Source organism: Pseudomonas sp. M1 (assembly GCF_022760135.1).
Taxonomy (GTDB): Bacteria; Pseudomonadota; Gammaproteobacteria; order Pseudomonadales; family Pseudomonadaceae; genus Pseudomonas; species Pseudomonas citronellolis.
On the sequence record NZ_CP094343.1, the window covers coordinates 2,814,317 to 2,838,514 of the forward strand.

Genomic DNA, 24,198 nt, shown 5'->3' on the forward strand with positions numbered 1-24,198 from the left:
GAGGCCCATAATCGGTGCTCTCCGTGAGGCTGCGAGCCAACCATGCCGAATGTCGTCGAATCCCTGGACCCCGCCGAAGTGCGTGGCAAGGGCCGCAAGAACAACCCCGAGAAAACCCGCGAGGGCATCCTCCAGGCGGCCATCGCCGAGTTCGTCCAGCAGGGCCTGTCCGGCGCCCGGGTGGACGCCATCGCCGAGCGCACGCACACCTCCAAGCGCATGATCTACTACTACTTCGGCAGCAAGGAGCAGCTCTACGTCGAAGTGCTGGAGAAGCTCTACGGCGACATCCGCCACACCGAGGACAAGCTGCACCTGGCGGAACTGGAGCCGCTGGAGGCGATCCGCCGCACCGTGGAGTTCGCCTTCGACCACCACGACCGCAACGTCGACTTCGTGCGCATCGTTTCCATCGAGAACATCCACCACGGCGAGTACGTGAAGAAGTCCACGGCGATCCGCTCGATGAGCAACAACATGCTGCTGTCGCTGGCCGAAATCCTCCGCCGCGGCGCCGAGCAGGGCCTGTTCCGCGAGGGCATCGACCCGCTGGACCTGCACCTGTTCATCAGCTCGTTCTGCTTCTACCGCGTGTCCAACCGCAACACCTTCGGCGAAATCTTCCAGATCGACCTGGCCGACGAGCAGGTCAAGCAACGCCACAAGCAGATGATCTGCGAGGCGGTGCAGCGCTACATCCAGCGCTGAGCCCGGCCAGCTCCAGGCCGGCGAGGTAGCCGAAGGTCATGCCCGGCCCCAGGGTGATGCCGCCGCTGGGGTAGTGGCCGGCCATCACGCTGGCCATGTCGTTGCCCACCGCGTACAGCCCCTCGATGGCCGCGCCGCTGGCGTCCAGCACCCGCGCGCGGGCGTCGGTGCGCAGGCCGGCGAAGGTGCCGAGGCTGCCGGGCAGCAGCTTCACCGCATAGAACGGACCTTTTTCCAGGGGCCGCAGCGACGCGTTGGGATGCTGCCGCGCTTCGCCCTGGGCCTTGTTGTAGGCCGAGCGGCCGCGCTGGAAGTCCGCGTCTTCGCCCAGCGCCGCGTGTTCGTTGAAGCGCTTCACCGTCGCCTGCAGCTGCTCGGCGTCGATGCCGCAGCGCGCCGCCAGTTGCGCCAGGCTGCGGGCTTTGACCAGATAGCCGCGGCGCTCGTAGGGCAGGTCCGGGAAGGGCAAGGGCTTCACCCAGCCGATGCCGTAGCGCCGCCGCGCCCGGGCGTCGGCGATCAGCCAGGTTTCATGGGGCTCGCCCGGTGGCGTGGCGGCGAACAGGGCGCTCATGAAGTCGTGGTAGCAGTCGGCTTCGTTGGCGAAGCGCCGGCCGTCGCGGCGCACGCAGAGGAAGCCGGGCTTGGCCCGTTCGATCAGGTGCGGGAAGTGGCCGACGCTGCCGTCGCGGCGCGGCACCAGCGATACCGGCACCCAGGCGCCGGCGTGGGCCAGGTCGTCGCGGACCTGCGCGCCCACGGCTTCGCCCAGGCGCAGGCCGTCGCCGGTGTTCTGCGGCGGCGCGGCGGAGCGGTGCTGCCAGCCATCCGGGGCGTGGGGCATGAGTCGGGCGATACGCTCGCGGTCATGGGGGAAACCACCGCAGGCCAGGACCACGCCGCGGCGGGCGCGTATTTCCAGGGTGTCGCTACGCGCACCGATCACTTTGTCGCCTTCGCGGAGCAGTTCGTGGATCGGCGTTTGCGTCAGCAACTGCACCTTCAGGTCCAGGGCGCTGCGCAGCAGGCGCGCCACCAAGGCGTTGCCGTTGACCAACTGCGTGCCGCGCCCATAGCGCAGGCGCCCGTACCAGTGCCGGGCGATGCGCTTGAGCGCGTAGAGCGCGGCTTTCGGCGAGCGCGTGGCGTCGAGGAAGTTGGCCAGGTCGACGCCACCGGCGATGCCCATACCGGCCAGGCTGACGAGGTCCAGCGGCTCACGCAGGTGGTGCAGCCAGGAGCCGAGTTCGCGGCCGTCGTAGGGTTGGGCGCACAGCGAGCGGCCGCCGGCGGCGGAACCCTCGCCATCGCGCATGTCCGGCATGCGTGTACCGCTGAAGAACTGCACGGCGCTGTGGCGCTGGAAGAACTCGACCATCTCCGGGCCGTGGCGGAGGAAGGCGGCCTGGCGTTCGTCCAGTTGCTCGGCATGGACCTGCGCCTTGAGGTAGCGCTCCGGCGCGTCGTCCGGCTCGACGCGGCCTTCGGCGATGGCCAGCGGGTTGCGCGGGATCCACAGCCAGCCGCCGGACCAGGCGCTGGTGCCGCCGAGCTGCGCGGCCTTTTCCGCGACGACCACGCGCAGGCCGTGGTGCGCGGCGCTGACCGCGGCGGCCAGGCCGGCGGCGCCGGAGCCGATCACCAGGACGTCGCAGTCGAGGGTTTGCAAGGTGGGCATGGGCTTTCTCTTGTCGTTATCGGGGCGCGCGGAAGGGCTCCGCGCGCCGGGGCCATCACTGCAGCGGGGAGAAGCCGGTGGGCTTCATCAGCCGCGATTCCAGCTTGAGCACCGCGCCCAGTTCCCGGTTCAGCTTGCCGAACTCGGCCCAGCGCGGGTCGGCGGCCATGCTGGCACGGCGCTGCATGCGCTCGTCCAGGCTCTCGTAGGCCCACAGGTGCACCACCTGGCTGCATTCGCCGAACTCGGTGGTGAAGAAGCCCACCAGCCTGCCCAGGTGCTCGGTCTGCACCTCGTAGGCGTGGCTGCGGTACAGGGCCAGCCAGTCGGCGAGTTTCAGCGGGTCGATGCTGTAGGTGCGCAGTTCGTAGTACATCGTCAGTGCTCCAGGGTTGCTTGTTGCGAGGCCGGCGCGGCGAGGCGCGCGGCTATGTGGTTGGCCGCCAGCCAGGCGAAGGTCAGGCCGGGGCCGAGGGTGATGCCGGGGCCGGGATAGGTGCCGTCCATCAGCGAGTTCATGTCGTTGCCGGCGGCGTAGAAGCCGGGGATCGGCTGGCCGTCGCGGCCGAGCACGCGGGCCTGGCCGTCGGTGACCAGGCCGCGGGCCGAGCCGAGGTCGCCGGTGTGCAGGCGGACGGCGTAGTAGGGCGCCTTCTCCAGCGGCGCCAGGCAGGGGTTGGGGCGGTGGTCCGGGTCGCCCATGTAGCGGTTGTAGCTGTTGCCGCCCTTGGCGAAGTCCGCGTCGACGCCGTTGCGCGCGTTGGCGTTGAAGCGCGCCAGCGTCTGGCGCAGGCCCTCGGCGTCGATGCCTATGGCGCGGGCCAGGGCGTCCGGCGAGTCGGCCTGGTACAGGTAGCCGGCTTGCACCAGCGCGCTGTTGTCGACCGGCTTGGGCCGCGCCAGGCCCAGGCCGTAGCGGTTCATGGCAGTGGCGTCGCAGATCAGCCAGCACTCGGTGTTGCCGCTGGCGAACATGCTCTGCACGAAGTGATGGTAGGAGTTGGACTCGTTGACGAAACGCCGGCCGCCGCGGTTCACCGCGATCACCCCGGGCTTGGCGCGGTCGGTGACCAGGTGCGGGAAGCGCTCGCGGCTGCCGTCGGCGTGGCGCAGCTCGGAGACCGGCGCCCAGAAGAAGCTCGCCGCCAGGCCCTCGCCGGCTGCCGCGCCTATGGCCTCGCCCAGGCGCAGGGCGGCGCCGTCGTTGCAGTCCGGCGACATGCTCAGGTGCTCGCCGTCGCTCGCCGGGCGGAAGCGCTCGGCCAGCTTGCCGGCGGCGAAACCGCCCATGGCGCAGACCACCCCGCCATGCACGCGGATGCGCTCGATACGGCCTTCGTGCAGCACCTGCGCGCCGACCACCGCGCCGTTCTCGACGATCAGTTGCTGCGCCTCGCTGTTCAGCCACAGCTCCATGCCCTTGGCGAAGGCCGTGGTGGCCAGGCGCGCGATCAGGGCGTTGCCGGTGGTCAGGCGCGTGCCGCGGTGGTGGCTGAGGCGGTCGACGCCATAGCGCGCCAGCAGCTTCAGGCAGTGCCACAACGACTTCGGTGAGCGGCGGAAGCTGAGGAAATGCTGGATGTCCACGCGGTTCACCATCATGCCGCCGAACAGCAGCATGCCCGGCGGCGGCATGCGCAGGTCGCGGAAGCGCTCGCCGAGGTGGCGGCCGTCGTACTCGACCATCTCCAGGGCGCGGCCGAATTCGGTGCCGCCTTGCTCGTCGGGGTAGTAGTCCGGCGAGTGTGGGCGCAGGGCGTAGCGCAGCTCGGTGTTGGCCTCCAGCCAGCGCAGGGCCCGGTGGCCGTTGCGGATGAAGCTGTCGACCAGCTCGGGCTTGTAGCCCGGGCCGATGGTGCGCCGCAGGTAGGTGCGCATGGCTTCTTCGGAGTCCTTCGCGCCGGCGGCGCGGGCCTGGTCGGTGCCGTAGACCCACACCGCGCCGCCGGAGATGGCCGAGGTGCCGCCGAAGCTATCGGCCTTCTCCAGCATCAGCACGCGCAGGCCCTGGCAGGCGGCAGTGGCCGCGGCGGCGAAACCGGCGGCGCCGCTGCCCAGCACCAGCAGGTCGCACTCGCGGCTCCAGGCCGGGGCGTTGAGGCTGGTCATGGCTGGATCTCCAGCGGCGTGACGCCCATGAAGGCGCCCAGGTTGCCCAGCTGCGCGAAGGCCATCTCGGCGCCGGTCTGGATGCGGCAGCCCGCCTCGCGGGCGCGCTCCAGCAGCGGAGTGATCTCCGGCTTGGTGACCACGTCGGCCACCAGGGTGTGCGCCTGCAGGCCGTCGAGCAGCATGCCCGGCAGCGGCAGCTCGCCGGTGCCGCCCATGCCCACCGGCGAGGCGTTGACCAGCAGGTCGAGGCCGGCCAGGTCGTCGCAGCCCACGCCGATGCGTACCTGGGGGAAGAGGGCGCCCAGGCGCTCGACCAGGGCGGCGGCGCGCACCTGGTCGAGGTCGCGCAGGCGCAGCTCGCCGATGCCGGCTTCGCACAGCGCATAGGCGATGGCGCTGCCGACGCCGCCGGAGCCAACCACCAGCGCGCGCTTGCCGGCCGGCTGCAGGCCATGGCGCCGGGCGGCGTTGAGGAAGCCGGCGCCGTCGACGTTGTCGCCCAGCAGGCGGCCGTCGGCCTCGCGGCGGATCACGTTGACCGAGCCCAGCGCCTCGGCGCGGGCGCTCAGGCCGTCCAGGCGCGGCGCCAGGGCCTGCTTGTAGGGCACGGTGACCACGCAGCCGCGCAGGTTGTGCCAGCCGCGCAGGGTGGCGACGAAGGCATCGAGGGCGTCGGCGCCCAGGTCGATGGCGATCATCGCCAGGTCATGGCCGTTGTGGGCGAACCAGGTGTTGAAGTTCTCCGGCGACTTCACCTGCGCGATGGGTGTGCCGACGATGGCGACCAGTTCGGTGGAACCGCGAATCATGCTGACCTCCAGGGGTTCTTGGCGTTGTTCTGCTGGCCAGGGTGCGGCGGCGGGCTGTTGCGCTCAATGCGATTGACGGCGCTTTAGTGCGGTATTCGCAGTGAGAGTGCGATAATCGCTATATTCGGCCGAATTACCCGGAGCCCGTACCTTGGAAACCCCCAGCATCCACCCCCGCGACCTGATCGCCGGCCTGCAGAAAGGCCTGGCGCTGATGCAACTGTTCAGCGCCGAACGCCCGCGCCTGAGCGTGCCCGAGGCGGCGCGGCTGTCCGGCCTCACCCCCAGCGCCGCGCGGCGCTTCCTGCTGACCCTGGTGCACGAAGGCTTCGCCGAGACCGACAGCCGCCACTACTGGCTGACGCCCAAGGCGCTGCGCATCGGCCAGGCCTACGTGGATTCGGCGCAGCTGCCGCGCATGCTGCGGCCCATCGTCGAGCAGGTGGCGCGGCAGACCCAGGAGCACGTCTCGGTGGGCACCCGCGACGGCGACGAGATCGTCCACGTGGTGCGCAGCCGCTACAGCCACATCGCCTCGCTGTCGATCCGCCCTGGCTCGCGGGTGCCCATGTACTGCACCGCCAGCGGCCGCCTGTGGCTGGCGGCGCTGGGCGAGGCGGAGCTGGCGGCCTATTTCGAACGCAACCCGCCAAGGCCGCTGACGCCCTACACGCTGACGGACATGGACGCCTTGCACGCCGAGATCGCCAAGGTCGCCCGGCAGGGCTACTGCGTGGTGGACCAGGAATACGAGATCGGCATGCGCGTGATCGGCGTGCCATTGCTGGACCGCAGCGGGCGCATGCGCGCGAGCCTGGCCATCACCACCCACGCCTCGCGCCTGGGCCTGGACGAGATGCGCCTGCGCTACCTGCCGGCGCTGTACGAGGCCCAGGCGCTGCTGCGCCCGGTGGTGGACTGAGCGGGCGCTGATCGCCCGCGGGGCCTGGCGCAGACGCGTCGACGCGGCATAATCGGCGGCTCCGTGTGCCGACGAGTTGCGTGATGACCCTCGAATTCCTTCTGGTGGCGATCCCCGCCGTGCTGCTCACCGGCGTCTCCAAGGGCGGCTTCGGCGGCGCCCTGGGCGGCATCGCCGTGCCGCTGATGGCCCTGGCCATGCCACCGACCCAGGCCGCCGCGCTGATGCTGCCGATCCTCTGCATGGCCGATTTCACCGGCCTGCGGCGCTTCTACGGCAAGTGGGACCTGCGCAACCTGAAGATCATGCTGCCCGGCGCGCTGCTGGGCGTGGCGGCGGGCGCGCTGAGCTTCGGCCTGCTCAGCGAGCGCTTCATCGCCCTGCTGATCGGCGGCATCGCCATCGCCTTCGTGCTGCTCAACACCCTGGTGGCCCGCGCTGCCGCCCAGCCAAAGCCGGCGGCGGTGGGCAAGGGCGTGGTGCTCTCGGGCATCGCCGGCTTCACCAGCTTCGTCGCCCACGCCGGCGGCCCGCCGGTGATGATGTACCTGCTGCCGCAGCAACTGGAGAAGGTGCGCTACATCGCCACGGTGAACTGCTTCTTCCTGCTGACCAACGCCATCAAGCTGGTGCCCTACGCGCTGCTCGGCCAGTTCACCTGGAGCAACCTGGGGACGAGCCTGCTGCTGGCGCCCATCGTGGTGCTGGGTGTGTGGCTGGGCATCTGGCTGCAGGACAAGGTCAACCATGTGTGGTTCTACCGCATTGCGCGGCTGGGGTTGCTGGCGACCGGGGTGCAGTTGGTTTGGGAGAACTGGCGCTAGGGGCTTTTCGTAGGAGCGAGGGGGACGCCTAGTTCTTGCTCGCGAACGGGCTGCCTCTGGAGTGGAGTCGAAGTCCGCAACCCTCTCCCCAGCCCTCTCCCTGAAGGGAGAGGGGGCTAGTCCGTGCCGAGATAAGTGATGGTTTCAACCTGATATCGCCGAGATTGCCGGCTAACACCATGACATCCAACTCTGCCCAACGGTCCCCTCTCCCTTCAGGGAGAGGGTTAGGGAGAGGGCGCTCTTCAACGCAAACACCATGGACCCAAGGAGCGTAGGGCGACGCTCCGCGTTATCCGCCGCCTGACACTGGTCGAACGCCCGCTGGTTGTAGAGCAGGGCTCCGCTTTGGTGGCCGATGAGGCGTCCAGCAGAACCTCGCGGCCGGGCAGGGGGGCCAGGTGTATAGGCGTATAACCGCGAACGGTTATACGCCCTACGCTCAATCCAGGCTGCGGAAGTGGGCCTGCATCCGCTGTGCATCGGCCGCTCGGCCGCTGAACAGCTCGAAGGCCTTCACCGCCTGGAACACCGCCATGGTGCCGCCGTCCAGCGTGCGGCAGCCGAGGCTGCGGGCGTGGCGTAGCAGTTCGGTTTCCAGCGGGAAGTAGATGATCTCCGCCACCCACAGCTCGGCGCGCAGCAGCTCCACCGGCAGCGGCGTGCCGGGCAGCTTGGCCATGCCCACCGGGGTGGTGTTGACCAGGCCGTCGGCCACCGCCATGGCGGCCGGCAGGTCGGTGCAGAGCAGCGCCCGGCCATGGCCGAAATGCTGGTTGAGGTTGTCCACCAGGGCCTCGGCGCGGGCCGCGTCCACCTCGTAGACGCTCAGTTGCTCCACGCCTTCGCTGAGCAGTGCGTGGGCCACTGCAGCACCCGCACCGCCGGCGCCCAGCTGCACCACGCGGTTGCGCTTCACGTCGGCCAGGCCGCGGCGAAAGCCTTCGGCGAAGCCCAGGCAATCGGTGTTGTGGCCGACGCGCTTGCCGTCCTTCAGCACCACGGTATTCACCGCGCCTATGCCGCGCGCTTCCTCGGAGAGTTCATCGAGCAGCGGGATGATCGCCTGCTTGCACGGGAAGGTGATGTTCAGCCCGGTGAAGCCCAGGCGCTGGGCGCCGTCGAGCAGTTCGGGCAGGGCGTCGAGGTTCAGCTTCAGCTGGTCCAGGTCGATCAGCCGGTACAGGTAGCGCAGGCCCTGGGCGTCGCCTTCGTGCTCGTGCAGGGCGGGGGTGCGCGAGGCCTGGATGCCGGCGCCGATCAGGCCGGCGAGGATGGCGGTCTTCTGGCTCATGGCATCAGCCCCGCAGCAGGTGGGCGAAGTGGTCGAGGGCCAGGCGGTAGCCGTTGCTGCCGAAGCCGGCCAGCACGCCCACGGCGATGCCCGAGACGAAGGAGTGGTGACGGAACTCCTCGCGCTTGTGCACGTTGGACAGGTGCACCTCGATCACCGGCAGCTCCACCGCCGCCAGGGCGTCGCGGATGGCCACCGAGGTGTGCGTCCAGGCCGCCGGGTTGATCACGATGCCGGCGCAACGGCCGCGCGCTTCGTGGATCCAGTCGATCAACTGGCCCTCGTGGTTGGTCTGCTTGAACGCCACCTGCAGGCCCAGTTCGTCGGCGCGCGCCTGGCAGAGGGCTTCGACGTCGGCCAGCGTCTCGTGGCCGTAGGTGGCCGGTTCGCGGGTGCCGAGCAGGTTCAGGTTGGGGCCGTTGAGGATCAGGATCGGGAGGGGCATGCGGGTGTCTCTTGTAGGTCTTGTCGCCGCTGGAGTGCGGTCATCAGAAAATGTACTAAATGGTTACTTTCGTCAATTGGCTCGCCGGACTCTGGGCGAAATCGCTGCAAGCCAGGCGCGGCAAGGCCCGGCGCGGTTTCTGGCCGGGCCGGGCGGAAGGAGGGATACGTAGAAGTGTGCGATCAGCGGACGGTCAGTCCCATTTCGGGGCGAACTCCGGGCTGACCAGGCGGACGTTTTTCGGCAGGGCGGCGATCTGCGCGCGGTCCTCGTCGTCCAGGCGCAGGTCGAGGGCGGCGAGGTTGGAGCGCTGGTTGGCCAGGCTGGCGGCCTTGGGGATGGCGGCCACGCCGTCCTGCTCCAGCAGCCAGGCCAGGGCCACTTGGCTGGGCAGCACGCCGTGGCGTTGGGCGATGGCCTGGATCGCCGGTTCCTCCAGCATGCGCCCGCGGCCCAGCGGGGTGTAGGCGGTGAGGGCCATGTCGTGGGCGCGGGCGTAGTCCAGCAGCGGTTGCTGGTTCAGCATCAGGTGGTATTCGACCTGGATGGCCGCCAGCGGCGCGCCCAGGGTTTCCACGGTCTCGCGCAGCAGCGCCAGGGGGAAGTTGGCCACGCCGATGGCGCGCGCCTTGCCGCTGTCGCGGGCGGCCACCAGGGCCTCGACGCTGCGCTTGAGGTCGTCGCCGACGAGGCTGCCGTTCTTGCCCGGCCAGTGGATCATGAACAGGTCCAGGTAGTCGCTGCGCAGCGCGCGCAGGCTGTCGTCCAGGGACTGAGCGAGGTCGGCCGGGGCCAGGCGGTCCCACCAGACCTTGCTGGTGACGTGGACGTCCTCGCGGGCCACCGGGCTGTCGGCCAGTGCCTGGCCCACGGCGTCCTCGTTGTGGTAGCCGGCGGCGGTGTCGATGTGCCGGTAGCCCAGTTCCAGGGCCTGGCGCACGGCGGCGCTGCACTCGGCGCCGGTCAGCGGCCAGGTGCCCAGGCCGAGCTTGGGCATGTTCAGGCCGTGGCGGTTGCGGATGCGTGCTTGCATGGGGTGGCTCCTGCTTGGGGTTCGTAGTCGTGGGCGCCGGCGGCGTGGCGGCCGGCGACGTAGCCGAAGGTCAGCGCCGGGCCGAGGTTGATGCCGCCGGAGGGGTAGTGGCCGCCGAACACGCTGGCCATGTCGGTGCCGGCGGCGTACAGGCCGGGGATCGGCTGGCCGTCGGCGCCGAGCACGCGGGCCTGGCCGTCGGTCTTCAGCCCGGCGAAGGTGCCGAAGCAACCCGGCTGCACTTTGACTGCATAGAACGGGCCGTGCTCGATGGGCGCGACGCACGGGTTGGGCCCGGAGTTGGCCGCATCGCCCTGCTTGCGGTTGAAGGCGGTGCTGCCGCGGCCGAAGGCCGGGTCCTCGCCGTTGCGGGCGTGGCGGTTGAAGTCGGCGACGGTCTGCGCCAGGCCCTGCGGGTCGATGCCGCACACCTGCGCCAGTTGCTCGATGCTGGCGCCGCGCTTGAGGTAGCCGCTGCGCAGGTGCGCGCCGATGGGCAACGGCGCCGGGCGCACGTAGCCCAGGCCGTAGCGGCGCAGGAAGCGCTGGTCGCAGACCAGCCAGGAGCAGGGCACCTGGTCCTCGGGCAGGGCGGCGAGCATCGCGCTGACGTAGTCGTAGTAGCCGTGGGCCTCGTTGACGAAGCGCTTGCCGTTGGCCAGCACGCCGATGATGCCGGGCTTGCCGCGCTCGATGATGTGCGGGAAGTGGCCGACGCTGCCGTCGCGGTGCGCCACCTTCGACACCGGGGCCCAGGCCACCGGCGAGCGCAGGTTCGTCTCGACGCTGCCGCCGGCGGCTTCGCCCAGGCGCAGGCCATCGCCGGAGCAGGACGTCGGCGGCAGGGCGAGGTTGGCGTGGCCGCTGGCGTCGCGGGGGAACAGCTGGCGGCGGCGCTCGGGGTCGTTGGGGAAGCCGCCGGCGGCGAGGACCACGGCCTTGGCGCGGATTTCCAGTTCGCCGCGCGGCGTCTTCACCACGGCACCGCGCATGGCGCCATCCTCCAGCAGCAGGCGTTGCGCCGGGCAGGATTCCATCAGGCGCACGCCCAGGTCTTGCGCCGACTTGGCCAGCCGCGCCACCAGCGCCACGCCGTTGACCAGGTGCATGGCACGACCGTAACGGGCCAGGTGGTAGAAGTGGGCGAGTACGCGCTTGGCCACGTGGACGAACGCGCGCGGCGAACGGGTCATGCTGAGGAAGGCGGCCAGGTCGGCGCCGGCCATGATCGGCATGCCGAGGAAGGAGGTCTCGCGCATCGTCCTGCGCAGGCGCGGCAGCAGGTCGCCGACCTCGCGGGCATCGTAGGGCGCGGCTATCACCTGGTGGCCGCCGCTGGCGGCGCCGGGGGTGTCGCCATGCATGTCGGGGATGCCGTTGCCGTCGGCGAACTGCAGGCGGGTGTGCTGCTCGAAGAAGGCCACCATGTGCGGCGCGGCTTCGAGGAAGGCATCAACCCGCGCGGCGTCGTAGTAGTCGCCCAGCTCGTTGCGCAGGTAGGTGCGCGGCTGCTCGATGTCTTCCTCGATGCCGGCGCGGCGCGCCAGCGGGTTGCGCGGCACCCAGGCCCAGCCGCCGGACCAGGCGGTGGCGCCGCCGAACACCGCTTCCTTCTCCACCAGGATGACCTTCTGGCCGTGCCAGGCGGCAGTGACGGCAGCGGCCAGGCCGGCGGCGCCGGAGCCTACTACCAGCAGGTCGCAGTCGGTGAGCGGCAGGTTCGGGGCAGGGGACATGGGCAGGGGACTCCGCGGGATTGTTTTTGGAACTTGGTTCCATAATCCTGTTTGGGGCGGAGAGAAGGCAAGCTGCCGGGCGCAACTACTGGTCGATAATCGGCCGGGGAGCGGACGTAGGATGGGTTGAGCGAAGCGATACCCATCATTCATCGGGGTGCTGGGCTGATCATTTCCATGCAAGGCTTGGTGGTGGGCTGGGCCTCGCCCCTCTCCCTAACCCTCTCCCTGAAGGGAGAGGGGACCGTTGGGCAGATGCGGATGTACAGGCGTTAGCCGGCAACGCCAAAAGTCTCAGGCTAATGCCATGCCTTCTCTCGGCACGGACAAGCCCCCTCTCCCTTCAGGGAGAGGGCTGGGGAGAGGGTTACGGACGCCAACCCAACTCCAGAGTTAAACCTGACGCCATTGTTCGCGAGCAAGCTCGCTCCTACAGATATTTCCGGCCTTCCCTGAAAATTGGGAAAGCTCACGCGAGAGCCTGCGATACTTCGCCTTGTTGCGCCTGAGTGGGGCTCGCTAGGGTTCGTCCGTCACGGCGATTGTCGTGATCGGGCGTGGAAACCCGGGTTGTCTTCGTAAGGGCGGTAGCACCATAGCTGTCCGGCAGGCGCTTCCTGTGCCGGTCGAACGCTGTTCTATGGTGGGCCGTGCGAGGCGGGCTTCGGCCCGGCCGGGTCCTACGAAGCCGGTATTTCCACCCTCGCACGGTCTGCCTCCTCATCCGTGGAAAGATAGAGGCAGGCTCCCATCACTTCGTAGGAGCTAACCAGGATGCATTCACCGGCTTTTATCCCCGCGCGCCTCCCAACCTCTCTCATTTTCAGGCGTCCCCGGCAAAAACCATTGTCCGCCTGAACGTTACCCGGCGTCAGGCCGGTCAGCGCCTGGCGCCGTCCATTCAGCCCTCGCTGTAGGGCAATGAGAGAGGGACCTTGCGATGCATGAAAAACTCTTCACCACCCACATCCCCGCCGCTGATGGCCAGCCGGCGCTGGAGCTGTTCTGGCTGCAGGATTGCCAGGCCGCCATCGATGCCGGGCAGCGACGTGCCGAGCGCTGGCTGATGGAAAAGGAGCCGGCCAGCCTCTGGGCGGTCCTGCTGGTCGGCCGCGAGGGGCAGGTTCCGGAGGGACAACGCACGGCATATGAGGTGGCTTTCCTGGCGCGCTTGCAGCAGCGTTTGCTGGCGCAGGATGCGAGTACCTAGCTGGCGTGCTATTGGAGGTGCATTGTGAGCAAGCTCATTGACTCCCTGCGTGACGACCTGGCTGTGCTCCATGAAGCGGGAGCGATCAGCAAGGTGACGATGCGCGAGTTCGACACGATCTGCCCGCCGCCGGTACGGGAGTTCAGTGCTGCCGACATCAAACGCCTTCGCGAAGAGCTGAAATTCAGCCAGCCGGTGTTCGCGCTCCATCTGCACACCATCGCTTCGACCGTGCGCAAGTGGGAGCAAGGCGAAACCCATCCGACGGGGCCTGCGCTCAAACTGCTCAACGTCATCGCCGACAAGGGCTTGCAGGCGATTCTCTGATAAAGGCATTCGGGCGTCCCCGGTCGAGCCGTGTTGCCGTGCTTCGCCCGGAAGGGGGACCGGCCAACTCCAGAACACCCAACTCTGCCCAACGGTCCCCTCTCCCTTCAGGGAGAGGGTTAGGGAGAGGGCCGGCGCTCAGCCCCGCACCTGACTCACCGGCAAACTCCATCCGCGAGCAAGCTCGCTCCTACAGATATTTCCGGTATTCCCTGAAAATTGGGAAAGCTCACGCACAAGCCTGCGATACTTCGCCTTGTTGCGCCTGAGTGGGGCTCGCTAGGGTTCGTCCGTCACGGCGGTTGTCGTGATCGGGTGTGGAAACCCGGACCAACTATGCAGGCGCGGTAGCGCCATAGCTGTTCAGCTGGCGCTTTTTTGTGCCCGCTGAACGTTGTTCTATGGCGGGCCGTGCAAGGCGGGCTTCGGCCCGGCCGGGTCCTGCATAGCCGGTATTTCCACCCTTGCACGGCCTGCCACCCCAACTGTGGAAAGTTTGGGTGGTGGCTTCCGAACCTACTATGCAGGAGTGATGGATATGCACCGCCCAGCTTTTACCCGCGCGCACCACCCGACTAAAAAACTCTTCACCACCCACATCCCCGCCGCTGATGGCCAGCCGGCGCTGGAGCTGTTCTGGCTGCAGGACTGCCAGACCGCCATCGATGCCGGGCAGCGACGCGCCGAGCGCTGGCTGATGGAAAAGGAGCCGGCCAGCCTCTGGGCGGTCCTGCTGGTCGGTCGCGAGGGGCAGGTTCCGGAGGGGCAACGCACGGCGTACGAGGTGGCTTTCCTGGCGCGCTTGCAGCAGCGTTTGCTGGTGCAGGAGGCGGGCAGCTAGCGGCGTGGGCGTCGATGGATTTCGCAGGCTCAACCCATCCTACGGGTGCCAGGTGTGTGCGACGTAGGATGGGTTGAGCGCAGCGATACCCATCGGCGGGTATCGCAGGGGGCTCAGATATGCAGCGCGTGCCCCAGGGCGCGCAGGGCGGTTTCCTGTACCGCTTCGCCGAGGGTCGGGTGGGCGTGGATGGTGCCGGCGATGTCTTCCAGGCGCGCGCCCATCTCGATGGACTGGACGAAGGCCGTGGAGAGTTCCGATACCGCCTTGCCCACCGCCTGCCAGCCGAGGATGAGGTGGTTGTCAGCGCGGGCCACCACGCGGACGAAGCCGTCGTGGGCCTCCAGGGTCATGGCGCGGCCGTTGGCGGCGAAGGGGAAGTTCGCTGTCAGCACTTCGTGTCCGCCGGCGCGGGCCTGGTCCGGGGTGAGGCCGACCACCACCACTTCCGGGTCGGTGAAGCACACCGCCGGGATGGCCGCTGGGGTGAAGGCGCGGCGCTTGCCGGCGATGAGTTCGGCGACCATCTCGCCCTGGGCCATGGCGCGGTGCGCCAGCATGGGTTCGCCGGCGATGTCGCCGATGGCCCAGACGTTGCGCATCGAGGTGCGGCACTGCTCGTCGATCTTCAGCGCGCGGCCGTCCATGTCCAGGTGCAGGCTCTCCAGGTTCCAGCCTTCGGTGTTGGGCCGGCGGCCAACGGCGACCAGCACCTGGTCGGCCTCGATCACCCGTTGCTGGCCCTGGCCGTCGCGCAGGCGCAGGCCCTTGCCGTCGGGTTCCAGGCCCACCACGCTGTGGCCCAGGTAGAGTTCCACGCCGAGTTTGCGCAGGGCGGCCGCCACCGGCTTGGTCAGTTCTTCGTCGTAGCTCGGCAGGATGCGCGGCTGCGCTTCCACCACCGTCACTTCCACGCCCAGCTTGCGGTAGGCGGTGCCCAGCTCCAGGCCGATGTAGCCGCCGCCGATCACCGCCAGGCGCTTGGGCAGGGCTTTGGGCGCCAGGGCTTCGGTGGAGGAGATGACCTTGCCGCCCACTGGCAGGAAGGGCAGTTCCACCGAGCGCGAACCGGCCGCCAGCAGCAGGTGTTCGGTGTGGATGCGCTGGGTGCCGCCGTCGGCCAGGGCGACTTCGACGGTCTTGCCGTCGACGACCTGCGCCCAGCCGTGCACCACGCCCACGCCGTGCTTTTTCAGCAGCGCGGCGACGCCGGTGGTCAGGCGGTCGACGATGCCGTCCTTCCATTCCACGGTGCGCTGGATGTCGATGCTCGGCGCCTGCACGCTGATGCCCAGTGCGGACTTGCCGGCGAACTCGCGGGCCTTGAGGTATTCCTCGGCGGCGTGGATCAGCGCCTTGGAGGGGATGCAGCCGATGTTCAGGCAGGTGCCGCCCAGGGCCGCGCCTTCCACCAGCAGGGTGCGGATGCCCAGCTGCCCGGCGCGGATGGCGGCGACGTAGCCGCCGGGGCCGCCGCCGATGATCAGCAGGGTGGTTTCCAGTGTCTGGTTCTGCTTCACGGCGGTCACTCCAGGAACAGGGTGGCGGGGTGTTCGAGCAGGGCGCGCACGGCCTGGATGAAGGCCGCCGCGTCCATGCCGTCGACCACCCGGTGATCGAAGGACGAGGACAGGTTCATCATCTTGCGCACCACGATCTGGCCGTTGACCACCATGGGCCGCTCGACCATGCGGTTGACGCCGACGATGGCCACTTCCGGATGGTTGATCACCGGCGTGCTGACGATGCCGCCCAGCGCGCCGAGGCTGCTGAGGGTGATGGTCGAGCCGGAGAGTTCCTCGCGGCTGGCCTTGCCGTGGCGGGCGGCCTCGGCCAGGCGCGCCACTTCCGCGGCGTTGCCCCACAGGTCGCGGGATTCGGCGTTGCGCAGCACCGGCACCATCAGGCCGCTGTCGCTCTGGGTGGCCACGCCCAGGTGCACCGCGCCGTAGCGGGTGATGACCTCGGCCTCGTCGTCATAGCGGGCGTTGAGCTGCGGGAACTCGCGCAGGGCCACCACCATCGCGCGGGCGATGAAGGGCAGCAGGGTGAGCTTGCCGCGGCTGGCGCCGTACCTGGCGTTGAGGTGCTGGCGCAGGTCCTCGAGGTCGGTGACGTCGATTTCCTCGACGTAGCTGAAATGCGGGATGCGCCGCTTGGCCTCGGCCATCTTCTGGGCGATCTTGCGGCGCAGGCCGATGACCTGGATCTGCTGCTCGTCGTGGCGCGCGGCGTAGCCGGAGGCGACCACCGCGCCGCCATGGGCCAGGTACTGGTCGAGGTCGTCGTGGAGGATGCGCCCGGCGGGGCCGGAGCCCTGCACGAATTGCAGCTCCACGCCCAGGTCGCGGGCACGCTGGCGCACCGCCGGGGAGGCCAGCGGCTTCTCGCCGGGGGCGCGGCGCGGGGCCGGCGCGGCGGCTGCCGGACGTGGCGCGGGGGCCGGTTTGGCTTCAGCGCGCGGGGCTTCCTTGGCCGGCTGGGGTTTCGCTTCGGCTTCTGCGGCGGGCGCGCTTTCATGGGCCTTGGCCGCGGCTTCGCGGTGGTTGCCGGCGCCTTCCACTTCCAGGCGCACCAGTTCGCCGCCCACGGCCATCACCTGGCCGGGCTCGCCGCCCAGGGCGAGAATCCTGCCGGAGACCGGCGAGGGGATTTCCACGGTGGCCTTGTCGGTCATCACTTCGGCCAGCACCTGGTCCTCATGGACCTCGTCGCCGACCTTGATGTGCCATTCCACCAGTTCCACTTCGGCGATGCCTTCCCCGATGTCCGGCATCTTGATCACGTGAATGCCCATTCAGACCTCCATGGCACGCTTGAAGGCGGCGCCGACGCGGGCCGGGCCGGGGAAGTAGTCCCATTCCTGGGCGTGCGGGTAGGGGGTGTCCCAGCCGGTCACGCGGGCGATGGGGGCTTCCAGGTGGTGGAAGCAGTTTTCCTGCACCAGCGACATCAGCTCGGCGCCGTAGCCGCAGGTGCGGGTGGCCTCGTGGACGATGACGCAGCGGCCGGTCTTCTTCACCGACTCGACTATGGTGTCCAGGTCCAGCGGCCAGAGGCTGCGCAGGTCGATGATCTCGGCGTCGATGCCGGTCTCCTCGGCGGCGGTCTGCGCCACGTAGACGGTGGTGCCGTAGGTGAGCACGGTCAGCTCGCTGCCCGGGCGGGCGATGGCCGCCTTGTCCAGCGGCACCCGGTAGTAGCCTTCGGGCACCTGGCTCTGCGGGTGCTTGGACCAGGGCGTCACCGGGCGATCGTGGTGGCCGTCGAAGGGGCCGTTGTACAGGCGCTTGGGCTCGAGGAAGATCACCGGGTCGTCGTTCTCGATGCAGGCGATCAGCAGGCCCTTGGCGTCGTAGGGGTTGGACGGCATCACCGTGCGCAGGCCGCAGACCTGGGTGAACATGGCCTCCGGGCTCTGGCTGTGCGTCTGCCCGCCGTAGATGCCGCCGCCGCAGGGCATGCGCACCACCATGGGCACGACGAAGTCGCCCACCGAGCGGTAGCGGATGCGCGCCGCCTCGGACACCAGTTGGTCGGTGGCCGGGTAGACGTAGTCGGCGAACTGGATTTCCACCACCGGGCGCAGGCCGTAGGCGCACATGCCCACCGCGGCGCCGACGATGCCGCTCTCGGAGATGGGCGCGTCGAACACCCGCGAGGTGCCGTACTTCTTCTGCAGGCCTTCGGTGCAGCGGAACACGCCGCCGAAGTAGCCCACGTCCTGGCCGAACACCACCACGTCGTCGTCGCGTTCGAGCATCACGTCCATCGCCGAGCGCAGCGCCTGGATCATGCTCATGCTGGTGAGCGCCTGGGCGTTCTCGTGTTGCGGATTCATGGCGTTCATACCCCGAGCTCCTGGCGCTGCCGGCGCAGGTGTTCCGGCAGGTCCTTGTAGACGTCGTCGAACAGGCTGGCGGCGCTGAAGACGTGGCCGTCCACCAGCGAGCCGTGGCGTTCGGCCTCTTTCTGCGCAGCCATCACTTCGGCTTCCAGTTCCTTGTGCAGCGCCTCGTGCTGTTCCTCGCTCCAGATGCCCAGGGCCAGCAGGTGCTGCTTCAGGCGGGCGATGGGGTCGCCCAGGGGGAAGTTGGTCCAGTCGTCGGCCGGGCGGTACTTGGACGGATCGTCCGAGGTGGAGTGCGGGCCGGCGCGGTAGGTGACCCACTCGATCAGGCTCGGCCCATGGCCGCGGCGGGCGCGTTCGGCGGCCCACTGCGAGGCGGCGTACACGGCGAGGAAGTCGTTGCCGTCCACCCGCAGCGAGGCGATGCCGCAGCCCACGCCGCGGTTGGCGAAGGTGGTGCCTTCACCGCCGGCGATGGCCTGGAAGGTGGAGATCGCCCACTGATTGTTGACCACGTTGAGGATCACCGGGGCGCGGTAGACGTGGGCGAAGGTCAGCGCGGTGTGGAAGTCCGACTCGGCGGTGGCGCCGTCGCCGATCCAGGCCGAGGCGATCCTGGTATCGCCCTTGATCGCCGAGGCCATGCCCCAGCCCACCGCCTGGATGAACTGGGTGGCGAGGTTGCCGGAGATGGAGAAGAAGCCCTTCTCGCGGCTGGAGTACATGATCGGCAGCTGGCGGCCCTTGAGCGGGTCCTGCTCGTTGGAGAGCAGCTGGCAGATCATGTCTTTGAGCGGGTAGTCGCGGGTGATCAGGATGCCCTGCTGGCGGTAGGTGGGGAAGCACATGTCGCCGCCCTGCAGGGCCATGGTGTGGGCGGTGGCGATGGCTTCCTCGCCCAGGCACTGCATGTAGAAGGACATTTTCTTCTGCCGCTGCGCGGTGAGCATGCGGGCGTCGAAGATGCGCGTCTTGAGCATCAGGCGCAGGCCGCGCAGCAGCTGTTCGTGGCTGAGTTGCGGGTCCCAGGGGCCGAGGGCGTTGCCCTGGTCGTCGAGCACGCGCACGAGGCTGTAGGCGAGGTCGGCGGTCTGCGCCGGCTCGACATCGACGTCGGGCTTGCGCACTTCCCCGGCGGGGGACAGGTGCAGGTAGGAGAAGTCGGTCTTGCAGCCCGGGCGCCCGGTGGGTTCGGGGACGTGCAGGCGGAGGGGGGCGTAGTCGGTCATGGTGGGTCTCCAGTTGTGATCGGGGGTGGGGATCAGCAGACGGAAGACGCCGGACCGGGCGGGTGCGACTGGCCTGGTTGGGCGACGGTGCGGGTGCCGCGCGCGGTAGCGCGGCGGGTGCTGACATCACTCATGGTGAGGTCCTCGTTCGTTGTTCTTGTGATTTCAGTATAGGTGTGACCGGCTGGTTTTTTGCTCCAATTTGACTAGCTTTGAGCAGAAGATTTAGTGTCTTTGAACTACAAAAACCCTCTTTCGTAGAAGTGAGCGCCATGGCCGACATCGACCGCACCGACCTCAAGATCCTCCGCGCCCTGGCCGACGACGGCCGCCTGAGCTGGCGCGACCTGGCGCAGAAGATCGGCCTGTCGCTGACGCCGACGCTGCGCCGGGTGCGGCGCCTGGAGGAAGAGCGGTACATCCAGGGCTACTTCGCTCAGCTCGACGAGGAGCGCCTGTCCGGGGCCATGAGCGTGTTCGTTTCGGTCACCCTGGAAAAACAGACCGGCGATTACCTGGCGCGGTTCGAGGAAAGCATCGTCCAGGCGCCGCAGGTGATGAGTTGCTTCCAGATGACCGGCGACGCGGACTACATGCTGCGCGTGGTGGTCAAGGACCTGGCGGCCTACCAGGCCTTCCTCACCACCACCCTGACGCAGATTCCCGGGGTGGCCGGGATCAAGTCGGCGTTCGCCTTGAAGTCGGTGCTCAAGCGCTCGGCGCCGCCGCTTTGAGGGGGCGGGCAACTGACTTGCCGGCTGCGCCGAGGCGCTTTCGTAGGATGGGTTGAGCTTGCGAAACCCATGCAGTGGCGGTGATGGGTATCGCTTCGCTCAACCCATCCTACGGGAAAGCGCCGTGCTTCCCGGCAACCTGTAGGAGCGGGCCCTGCCCGCGATTCGCGCGCAGGGCGCGCTCCTACATGCTCCTCACTGCTCGTCGAGGGCGAAGGCGGTGAGGCTGTAGGTGGGGATGCCGGCGTCGGCCAGCTTGGCCGAGCCGCCGAGTTCCGGCAGGTCGATGATGGCGGCGGCTTCCAGGACCCTGGCGCCCATGCGCCGTACCAGTTGCGCGGCGGCCAGCAGGGTGCCGCCGGTGGCGATCAGGTCGTCGAAGATCAGCACGCTGTCGCCTTCGCACAGGCTGTCGGCGTGCACTTCCAGCAGGGCTTCGCCGTACTCGGTCTGGTAGGCCTGGGCCAGCACGTCGGCGGGCAGCTTGCCCTGCTTGCGGAACAGCACCAGCGGCTTGTTCAGTTCGTAGGCGATGATCGAGCCGATCAGGAAGCCACGCGCGTCCATGGCGCCGATGTGGCTGAAATCCGCTTCGACGTAGCGCTGGATGAAGCTGTCGGCGACGAAGCGCAGCGCGCGCGGCGACTGGAACAGCGGGGTGATGTCACGGAACACCACGCCCGCCTTGGGGAAGTCGGGGACCGCGCGGATCATGGATTTCAGGTCGAGCTGGTTGAGGATCATGCTGGCAGGGTACCTGGTGACGGCTTTTCGAAGCCCCCAAGTATAACGGGCCAGCCACAAGGCGAGCCCGTTTTGCGCGATGACCGGAAGGTCGCGCCTTCAGCTTTCCATCTGGCCGCCGGCCAGGGCGCACAGCTCGATGGAGTCGAGGATGCGCACTTCCTTGCCTTCGGCGGCGATCAGGCCGTTCTGCTGGAAGCGGGTGAACACCCGCGACACGGTTTCCACCGCCAGGCCCAGGTAGTTGCCGATCTCGTTGCGCGACATCGCCAGGCGGAACTGCTGAGCGGAGAAGCCGCGGGCGCGGAAGCGCGCCGAGAGGTTGACCAGGAAGGTGGCGATGCGCTCGTCGGCGGTCTTCTTCGACAGCAGCATCATCATCTGCTGGTCGTCGCGAATCTCGCGGCTCATCACCCGCATCAGCTGGCGGCGCAGTTGCGGCAGCTGCTCGGACAACTCGTCCAGGCGCTCGAAGGGAATCTCGCAGACCGAGGTGGTCTCCAGGGCCTGGGCCGACACCGGGTAGGCCTCGGTGTCCATGCCGGACAGGCCGACCAGTTCGCTGGGCAGGTGGAAGCCGGTGATCTGCTCTTCACCGCCGTCGGTGATGCTGAAGGTTTTCAGCGCGCCGGAACGCACCGCGAACACGGAACCGAAGGCGTCGCCCTGGCGGAACAGGAATTCGCCCTTCTTCAGTGGCCGGCCGCGCTTGACGATTTCGTCGAGGGCGTCCATGTCGTCGTTGTTCAGCGACAGGGGCAGGCACAGCGGCGCCAGGCTGCAATCCTTGCAATGCGCTTGCGGCAAGGCGCGCACCTTGATGGTTTCGGCCATGGTTGATCCTTGGGTGGAAAGGCACAAGAAACGCAAGGGTAACGCACCCAAGGGTTCGGCTGCCAGCTTGCCGGGTGGATTTCGGAACATTCCGGCGTTTATTCCGAAACCTTATGTAAAAAAGGTCAGATTCGTACTTATTCTCTAAGCAAATTCCTTCAGATTACCCGCGAGAACCGTTGCAGGTTCTGGTGCGGCAGGTAGTGGTCGAAGAGCATGCACAGGCTGCGCACCAGCAGCCGGCCGGCGGCGGTAACGTCGATGCCGCGCGGGCTCAGCTCGATCAGGCCGTCCTTGGCGAAGCGCTCCAGCTCGTCCCAGATGTCGGCGAAGTAGCCGTGGAATTCGATGTTGAAGCGTTCCTCGATGCTTTCGAAGTCCAGCTGGAAGTGGCAGATCAGTTGCTGGATCACCGCGCGGCGCACGCGGTCGTCGGCGTTGCAGTAGAGGCCGCGGCGGGTGGCCAGTTGGCCGTTGTCCAGGCTGTTCTGGTAGTCGTTGATGTCGGTGCTGTTCTGGCAGTAGAGGTCGCCGATCTGGCTGATCGCCGAAACGCCCAGGCCCACCAGGTCGCAATGGCCGTGGGTGGTGTAGCCCTGGAAGTTGCGTTGCAGGGTGCCGTCCTCCTGGGCGCTGGCCAGTTCGTCGTCGGGCAGGGCGAAGTGGTCCATGCCGATGTAGCGGTAGCCGGCGGCGCTCAGTTGCTCGATGGTGCGCTGGAGCATTTCCAGCTTCTGCGCGGGGGAGGGCAGGTCCTGGGCGTTGATGCGCCGCTGCGGCATGAAGCGTTCGGGCAGGTGCGCGTAGTTGAACACCGAGAGGCGGTTGGGCTGCAGGCCGATGACCTGCTCGACGGTGCGGGCGAAGCTGTCGGGGTTCTGCTTGGGCAGGCCGTAGATCAGGTCGATGTTGATCGAGCGGTATTGCAGGGTGCGGGCCGCGTCCATGATGGCGCGGGTCTCGTCGAAGCTCTGCATGCGGTTGACCGCCTGCTGCACTTCCAGGTCGAAGTCCTGCACGCCGACGCTGACGCGGTTGAAGCCCAGCTCGCGGAGCAGGCCCATGGTCGACCAGTCGGCCTCGCGCGGGTCGATCTCGATGCCGTAGTCGCCGGAGTCGTCTTCCACCAGGTTCAGGTGCTCGCGCAGCTGGCCCATGAGTTCGCGCAGCTGGCCGGGGCTGAGGAAGGTGGGGGTGCCGCCGCCGAAGTGCAGCTGTTCCACGCACTGGTCCTTGCCCAGGTGGCGGCTGACGATCTCGATTTCGTGGATCAGCCGGGCGAGGTAGGGCGCGCTGCGCCCGCGGTCCTTGGTGATGACCTTGTTGCAGGCGCAGTAGTAGCAGATGTTGGCGCAGAACGGGATGTGCACGTAGAGCGACAGCGGCCGGTCGGCCTTCTGGCTGTTGCGCAGGGCATGCAGCATGTCGAAGGGGCCCACGCCTTCGTGGAACTGCACGGCGGTGGGATAGGAGGTATAGCGCGGGCCGGACAGATCGTAGCGACGGATCAGATCTGTGTCCCAGCGGATATCGTCGAGCATGCCGCAGTCCCCGAATCAGGCGAGCTTTTCGGCGCAGTCTAGGGAGACTGTGGGAAAAGCCTCTTGACCTGCATCAAGCGGTCGCAGGGGGTACCTCGTTGGAGGGGCTTGCTTGTGAGCAGTGGTGTTGGGGTTGGCTTTGGAGTTGGGGTGGAGTCCGTGACCCTCTCCCCAGCCCTCTCCCTGAAGGGAGAGGGGGCCGTTCGTGCCGAGAAGGGGAATGGTTTCAACCTGCCACTTCGGCACTAGCCGGATGACTCCTTGCTACCCGCCTGCTCCGAACAGTCCCCTCTCCCTTCAGGGAGAGGGTTAGGGAGAGGGCGCTCTTCGGGCCAGGCACCAGGGTGAATCCTGTTCGCGAGCAAGAGCTAGGCGCCCCCCTCGCTCCTACGAAAAGCGGGGGCTTCAATGCATCGCATGCCCCATCAGCCATGCCTGGTGCGGGCCGGGCAGGGTCCACAGGCCGAAGAGGATCACCAGCAGACCGCCGGCCATGCGCACGCTGCGCTTGCGCAGCAGCGCTGTGATGCGTTCGGCGGCAAGCCCCGTGGCCAGCAGCACCGGCCAGGTGCCCAGGCCGAAGGCCAGCATCAGCAGCGCGCTTTCCAGCGCCGAGCCCTGGCTGCTGGTCCACAGCAGGGTGCTGTAGACCAGGCCGCAGGGCAGCCAGCCCCATAGCGCGCCGAGCAGCAGCGCGCGCGGCACGCTGGCCACCGGCAGCAGGCGGCTGGCGAAGGGCTGGATGTATTTCCACAGGCCGCGGCCGAGGGCTTCGATGCGCGTCAGGCCGCTCCACCAGCCAGCCAGATACAAGCCCATGGCGATAAGCAGCAGGCCGGCGACCACGCGCAGCGCCGAGGCGAAGGGGGTGCTGGCGATGGCCCAGCCGGCCAGGCCCAGCAGCAGGCCGGCGGCGGCGTAGCTGAGGATGCGCCCGAGGTTGTAGGCCAGCAGCAGCTGCAGGCGGCGCCCGCGCTGTTCCGCTGGAATGGCCAGGGTCAGCGCGCCCATCAGGCCGCCGCACATGCCCAGGCAGTGGCCGCCGCCGAGCAGGCCGAGGATCAGCGCGGACGCCAGCATGGGCGCCAGCTCAAGCATCGCGCGAGTCCTTGTCCCGGGCTTCGGTCTGCGCATCCTTGGCGCCTTCGGCCTCGTCGATGCCGGCCTGGTGCTTGGGGTCCTCGTCGTCGAACAGGATGCTGTGGGCCGGGCCGTCCATGTCGTCGTACTGGCCGCTGTTCACCGCCCAGAAAAAGATCCAGACGGCGATGGCGACGATGATCAGCGCCACCGGGATCATTACGTAGAGAGCGGGCATATCGACTCC

The 24,198-nt window shown here is 68.3% G+C and carries 24 protein-coding genes; 7 read left to right on the top strand and 17 right to left on the bottom strand.

Annotated elements, in window-relative coordinates; all coding sequences use genetic code 11:
- Nucleotides 1–42: 42 nt before the first annotated feature.
- Nucleotides 43–708: a TetR family transcriptional regulator gene (locus PM1_RS12685; RefSeq protein ID WP_009622870.1), complete on the top strand. Its 666-nt coding sequence runs from the start codon at nucleotides 43–45 to the stop codon at nucleotides 706–708.
- Here PM1_RS12685 and PM1_RS12690 read toward each other — a convergent pair.
- The 4 genes from PM1_RS12690 to PM1_RS12705 all read right to left on the bottom strand — a co-directional run bounded on the left by PM1_RS12690 (nucleotide 650) and on the right by PM1_RS12705 (nucleotide 5,307).
- Nucleotides 650–2,377 (bottom strand): FAD-dependent oxidoreductase, encoded by a 1,728-nt coding sequence (locus PM1_RS12690; protein WP_024128703.1) that lies wholly within the window; start codon nucleotides 2,375–2,377, stop codon nucleotides 650–652. The genes PM1_RS12685 and PM1_RS12690 overlap by 59 nt on opposite strands.
- A 64-nt stretch (nucleotides 2,378–2,441) precedes the next feature.
- Complete coding sequence (locus PM1_RS12695) at nucleotides 2,442–2,762, bottom strand: NIPSNAP family protein (protein ID WP_009622855.1); 321 nt, start codon at nucleotides 2,760–2,762, stop codon at nucleotides 2,442–2,444.
- A 2-nt stretch (nucleotides 2,763–2,764) separates the two neighbouring features.
- Nucleotides 2,765–4,495 carry an FAD-dependent oxidoreductase gene (locus tag PM1_RS12700; protein ID WP_009622853.1) on the bottom strand — a complete coding sequence of 577 codons (1,731 nt, stop codon included), beginning with the start codon at nucleotides 4,493–4,495 and terminating at the stop codon, nucleotides 2,765–2,767.
- Entirely contained in the window at nucleotides 4,492–5,307 is an 816-nt protein-coding gene (locus PM1_RS12705; protein ID WP_009622850.1) for a shikimate dehydrogenase family protein, read from the bottom strand. The genes PM1_RS12700 and PM1_RS12705 overlap by 4 nt, the downstream gene beginning before the upstream one ends.
- A 151-nt stretch (nucleotides 5,308–5,458) precedes the next feature.
- Here PM1_RS12705 and PM1_RS12710 point away from each other — a divergent pair, with 151 nt between their 5' ends.
- Together PM1_RS12710 and PM1_RS12715 are read left to right on the top strand one after the other, a co-directional pair.
- On the top strand, nucleotides 5,459–6,229 hold the full coding sequence (locus PM1_RS12710; protein ID WP_009622848.1) for an IclR family transcriptional regulator domain-containing protein: 771 nt from the start codon (nucleotides 5,459–5,461) through the stop codon (nucleotides 6,227–6,229).
- 83 nt (nucleotides 6,230–6,312) lie between these two features.
- Nucleotides 6,313–7,053: a sulfite exporter TauE/SafE family protein gene (locus PM1_RS12715; protein WP_009622847.1), complete on the top strand. Its 741-nt coding sequence runs from the start codon at nucleotides 6,313–6,315 to the stop codon at nucleotides 7,051–7,053.
- A gap of 442 nt (nucleotides 7,054–7,495) precedes the next feature.
- Here PM1_RS12715 and PM1_RS12720 read toward each other — a convergent pair whose 3' ends face one another.
- The 4 genes from PM1_RS12720 to PM1_RS12735 all read right to left on the bottom strand — a co-directional run bounded on the left by PM1_RS12720 (nucleotide 7,496) and on the right by PM1_RS12735 (nucleotide 11,561).
- Complete coding sequence (locus PM1_RS12720; protein WP_009622846.1) at nucleotides 7,496–8,347, bottom strand: shikimate dehydrogenase; 852 nt, start codon at nucleotides 8,345–8,347, stop codon at nucleotides 7,496–7,498.
- A 4-nt stretch (nucleotides 8,348–8,351) separates the two neighbouring features.
- On the bottom strand, nucleotides 8,352–8,792 hold the full coding sequence (aroQ, locus tag PM1_RS12725; RefSeq protein WP_009622845.1) for a type II 3-dehydroquinate dehydratase: 441 nt from the start codon (nucleotides 8,790–8,792) through the stop codon (nucleotides 8,352–8,354).
- A 193-nt stretch (nucleotides 8,793–8,985) separates the two neighbouring features.
- Nucleotides 8,986–9,825 carry an aldo/keto reductase gene (locus PM1_RS12730; protein ID WP_009622844.1) on the bottom strand — a complete coding sequence of 280 codons (840 nt, stop codon included), beginning with the start codon at nucleotides 9,823–9,825 and terminating at the stop codon, nucleotides 8,986–8,988.
- Entirely contained in the window at nucleotides 9,792–11,561 is a 1,770-nt protein-coding gene (locus tag PM1_RS12735) for an FAD-dependent oxidoreductase (protein WP_009622843.1), read from the bottom strand. Before PM1_RS12735 ends, PM1_RS12730 begins: the two co-directional genes overlap by 34 nt.
- Before the next feature lie 940 nt (nucleotides 11,562–12,501).
- Between PM1_RS12735 and PM1_RS12740 the strand changes: the two genes are divergently transcribed.
- The 3 genes from PM1_RS12740 (at nucleotide 12,502) to PM1_RS12750 (ending at nucleotide 13,939) form a co-directional block, all read left to right on the top strand.
- Nucleotides 12,502–12,771 (top strand): LasR-specific antiactivator QslA, encoded by a 270-nt coding sequence (locus PM1_RS12740; protein WP_009622842.1) that lies wholly within the window; start codon nucleotides 12,502–12,504, stop codon nucleotides 12,769–12,771.
- Nucleotides 12,772–12,795: 24 nt separating this feature from the next.
- Nucleotides 12,796–13,098, top strand: a complete 303-nt coding sequence (locus PM1_RS12745; protein WP_009622841.1) for a helix-turn-helix domain-containing protein — start codon at nucleotides 12,796–12,798, stop codon at nucleotides 13,096–13,098.
- Nucleotides 13,099–13,636: 538 nt separating this feature from the next.
- The gene (locus tag PM1_RS12750) at nucleotides 13,637–13,939 is read left to right on the top strand and encodes a LasR-specific antiactivator QslA (RefSeq protein ID WP_009622840.1); all 303 of its coding nucleotides are present in this window, start codon (nucleotides 13,637–13,639) and stop codon (nucleotides 13,937–13,939) included.
- Between the two features lie 113 nt (nucleotides 13,940–14,052).
- Here PM1_RS12750 and lpdA read toward each other — a convergent pair whose 3' ends face one another.
- The 4 genes from lpdA to PM1_RS12770 are packed head-to-tail and all read right to left on the bottom strand — an operon-like array spanning nucleotide 14,053 to nucleotide 19,018.
- On the bottom strand, nucleotides 14,053–15,459 hold the full coding sequence (lpdA, locus tag PM1_RS12755; protein WP_009622839.1) for a dihydrolipoyl dehydrogenase: 1,407 nt from the start codon (nucleotides 15,457–15,459) through the stop codon (nucleotides 14,053–14,055).
- A gap of 5 nt (nucleotides 15,460–15,464) precedes the next feature.
- Entirely contained in the window at nucleotides 15,465–16,736 is a 1,272-nt protein-coding gene (locus tag PM1_RS12760; RefSeq protein ID WP_009622838.1) for a dihydrolipoamide acetyltransferase family protein, read from the bottom strand.
- A complete protein-coding gene (locus tag PM1_RS12765) occupies nucleotides 16,737–17,789 on the bottom strand; it encodes an alpha-ketoacid dehydrogenase subunit beta (RefSeq protein WP_009622837.1) in 1,053 nt (350 codons plus the stop codon).
- Complete coding sequence (locus PM1_RS12770; RefSeq protein ID WP_009622835.1) at nucleotides 17,786–19,018, bottom strand: 3-methyl-2-oxobutanoate dehydrogenase (2-methylpropanoyl-transferring) subunit alpha; 1,233 nt, start codon at nucleotides 19,016–19,018, stop codon at nucleotides 17,786–17,788. The genes PM1_RS12765 and PM1_RS12770 overlap by 4 nt, the downstream gene beginning before the upstream one ends.
- 272 nt (nucleotides 19,019–19,290) lie before the next feature.
- Here PM1_RS12770 and PM1_RS12775 point away from each other — a divergent pair, with 272 nt between their 5' ends.
- Nucleotides 19,291–19,752, top strand: coding sequence for an Lrp/AsnC family transcriptional regulator (locus PM1_RS12775; protein ID WP_009622833.1), 462 nt, complete (start codon nucleotides 19,291–19,293; stop codon nucleotides 19,750–19,752).
- Nucleotides 19,753–19,947: 195 nt separating this feature from the next.
- On the opposite strand, the gene PM1_RS12780 is transcribed toward PM1_RS12775, so the two are convergent.
- The 5 genes from PM1_RS12780 to ccoS form a co-directional block, all read right to left on the bottom strand.
- Nucleotides 19,948–20,496 carry an adenine phosphoribosyltransferase gene (locus tag PM1_RS12780; protein ID WP_009622831.1) on the bottom strand — a complete coding sequence of 183 codons (549 nt, stop codon included), beginning with the start codon at nucleotides 20,494–20,496 and terminating at the stop codon, nucleotides 19,948–19,950.
- A gap of 99 nt (nucleotides 20,497–20,595) precedes the next feature.
- On the bottom strand, nucleotides 20,596–21,330 hold the full coding sequence (gene anr / locus PM1_RS12785) for a transcriptional regulator Anr (RefSeq protein ID WP_009622830.1): 735 nt from the start codon (nucleotides 21,328–21,330) through the stop codon (nucleotides 20,596–20,598).
- 158 nt (nucleotides 21,331–21,488) lie between these two features.
- The gene (gene hemN, locus PM1_RS12790; protein WP_009622829.1) at nucleotides 21,489–22,871 is read right to left on the bottom strand and encodes an oxygen-independent coproporphyrinogen III oxidase; all 1,383 of its coding nucleotides are present in this window, start codon (nucleotides 22,869–22,871) and stop codon (nucleotides 21,489–21,491) included.
- Nucleotides 22,872–23,276: 405 nt separating this feature from the next.
- Nucleotides 23,277–23,969, bottom strand: coding sequence for a sulfite exporter TauE/SafE family protein (locus PM1_RS12795; RefSeq protein WP_009622828.1), 693 nt, complete (start codon nucleotides 23,967–23,969; stop codon nucleotides 23,277–23,279).
- Complete coding sequence (gene ccoS / locus PM1_RS12800; RefSeq protein ID WP_009622827.1) at nucleotides 23,962–24,189, bottom strand: cbb3-type cytochrome oxidase assembly protein CcoS; 228 nt, start codon at nucleotides 24,187–24,189, stop codon at nucleotides 23,962–23,964. The genes PM1_RS12795 and ccoS overlap by 8 nt, the downstream gene beginning before the upstream one ends.
- Between the last annotated feature and the right edge of the window lie 9 nt (nucleotides 24,190–24,198).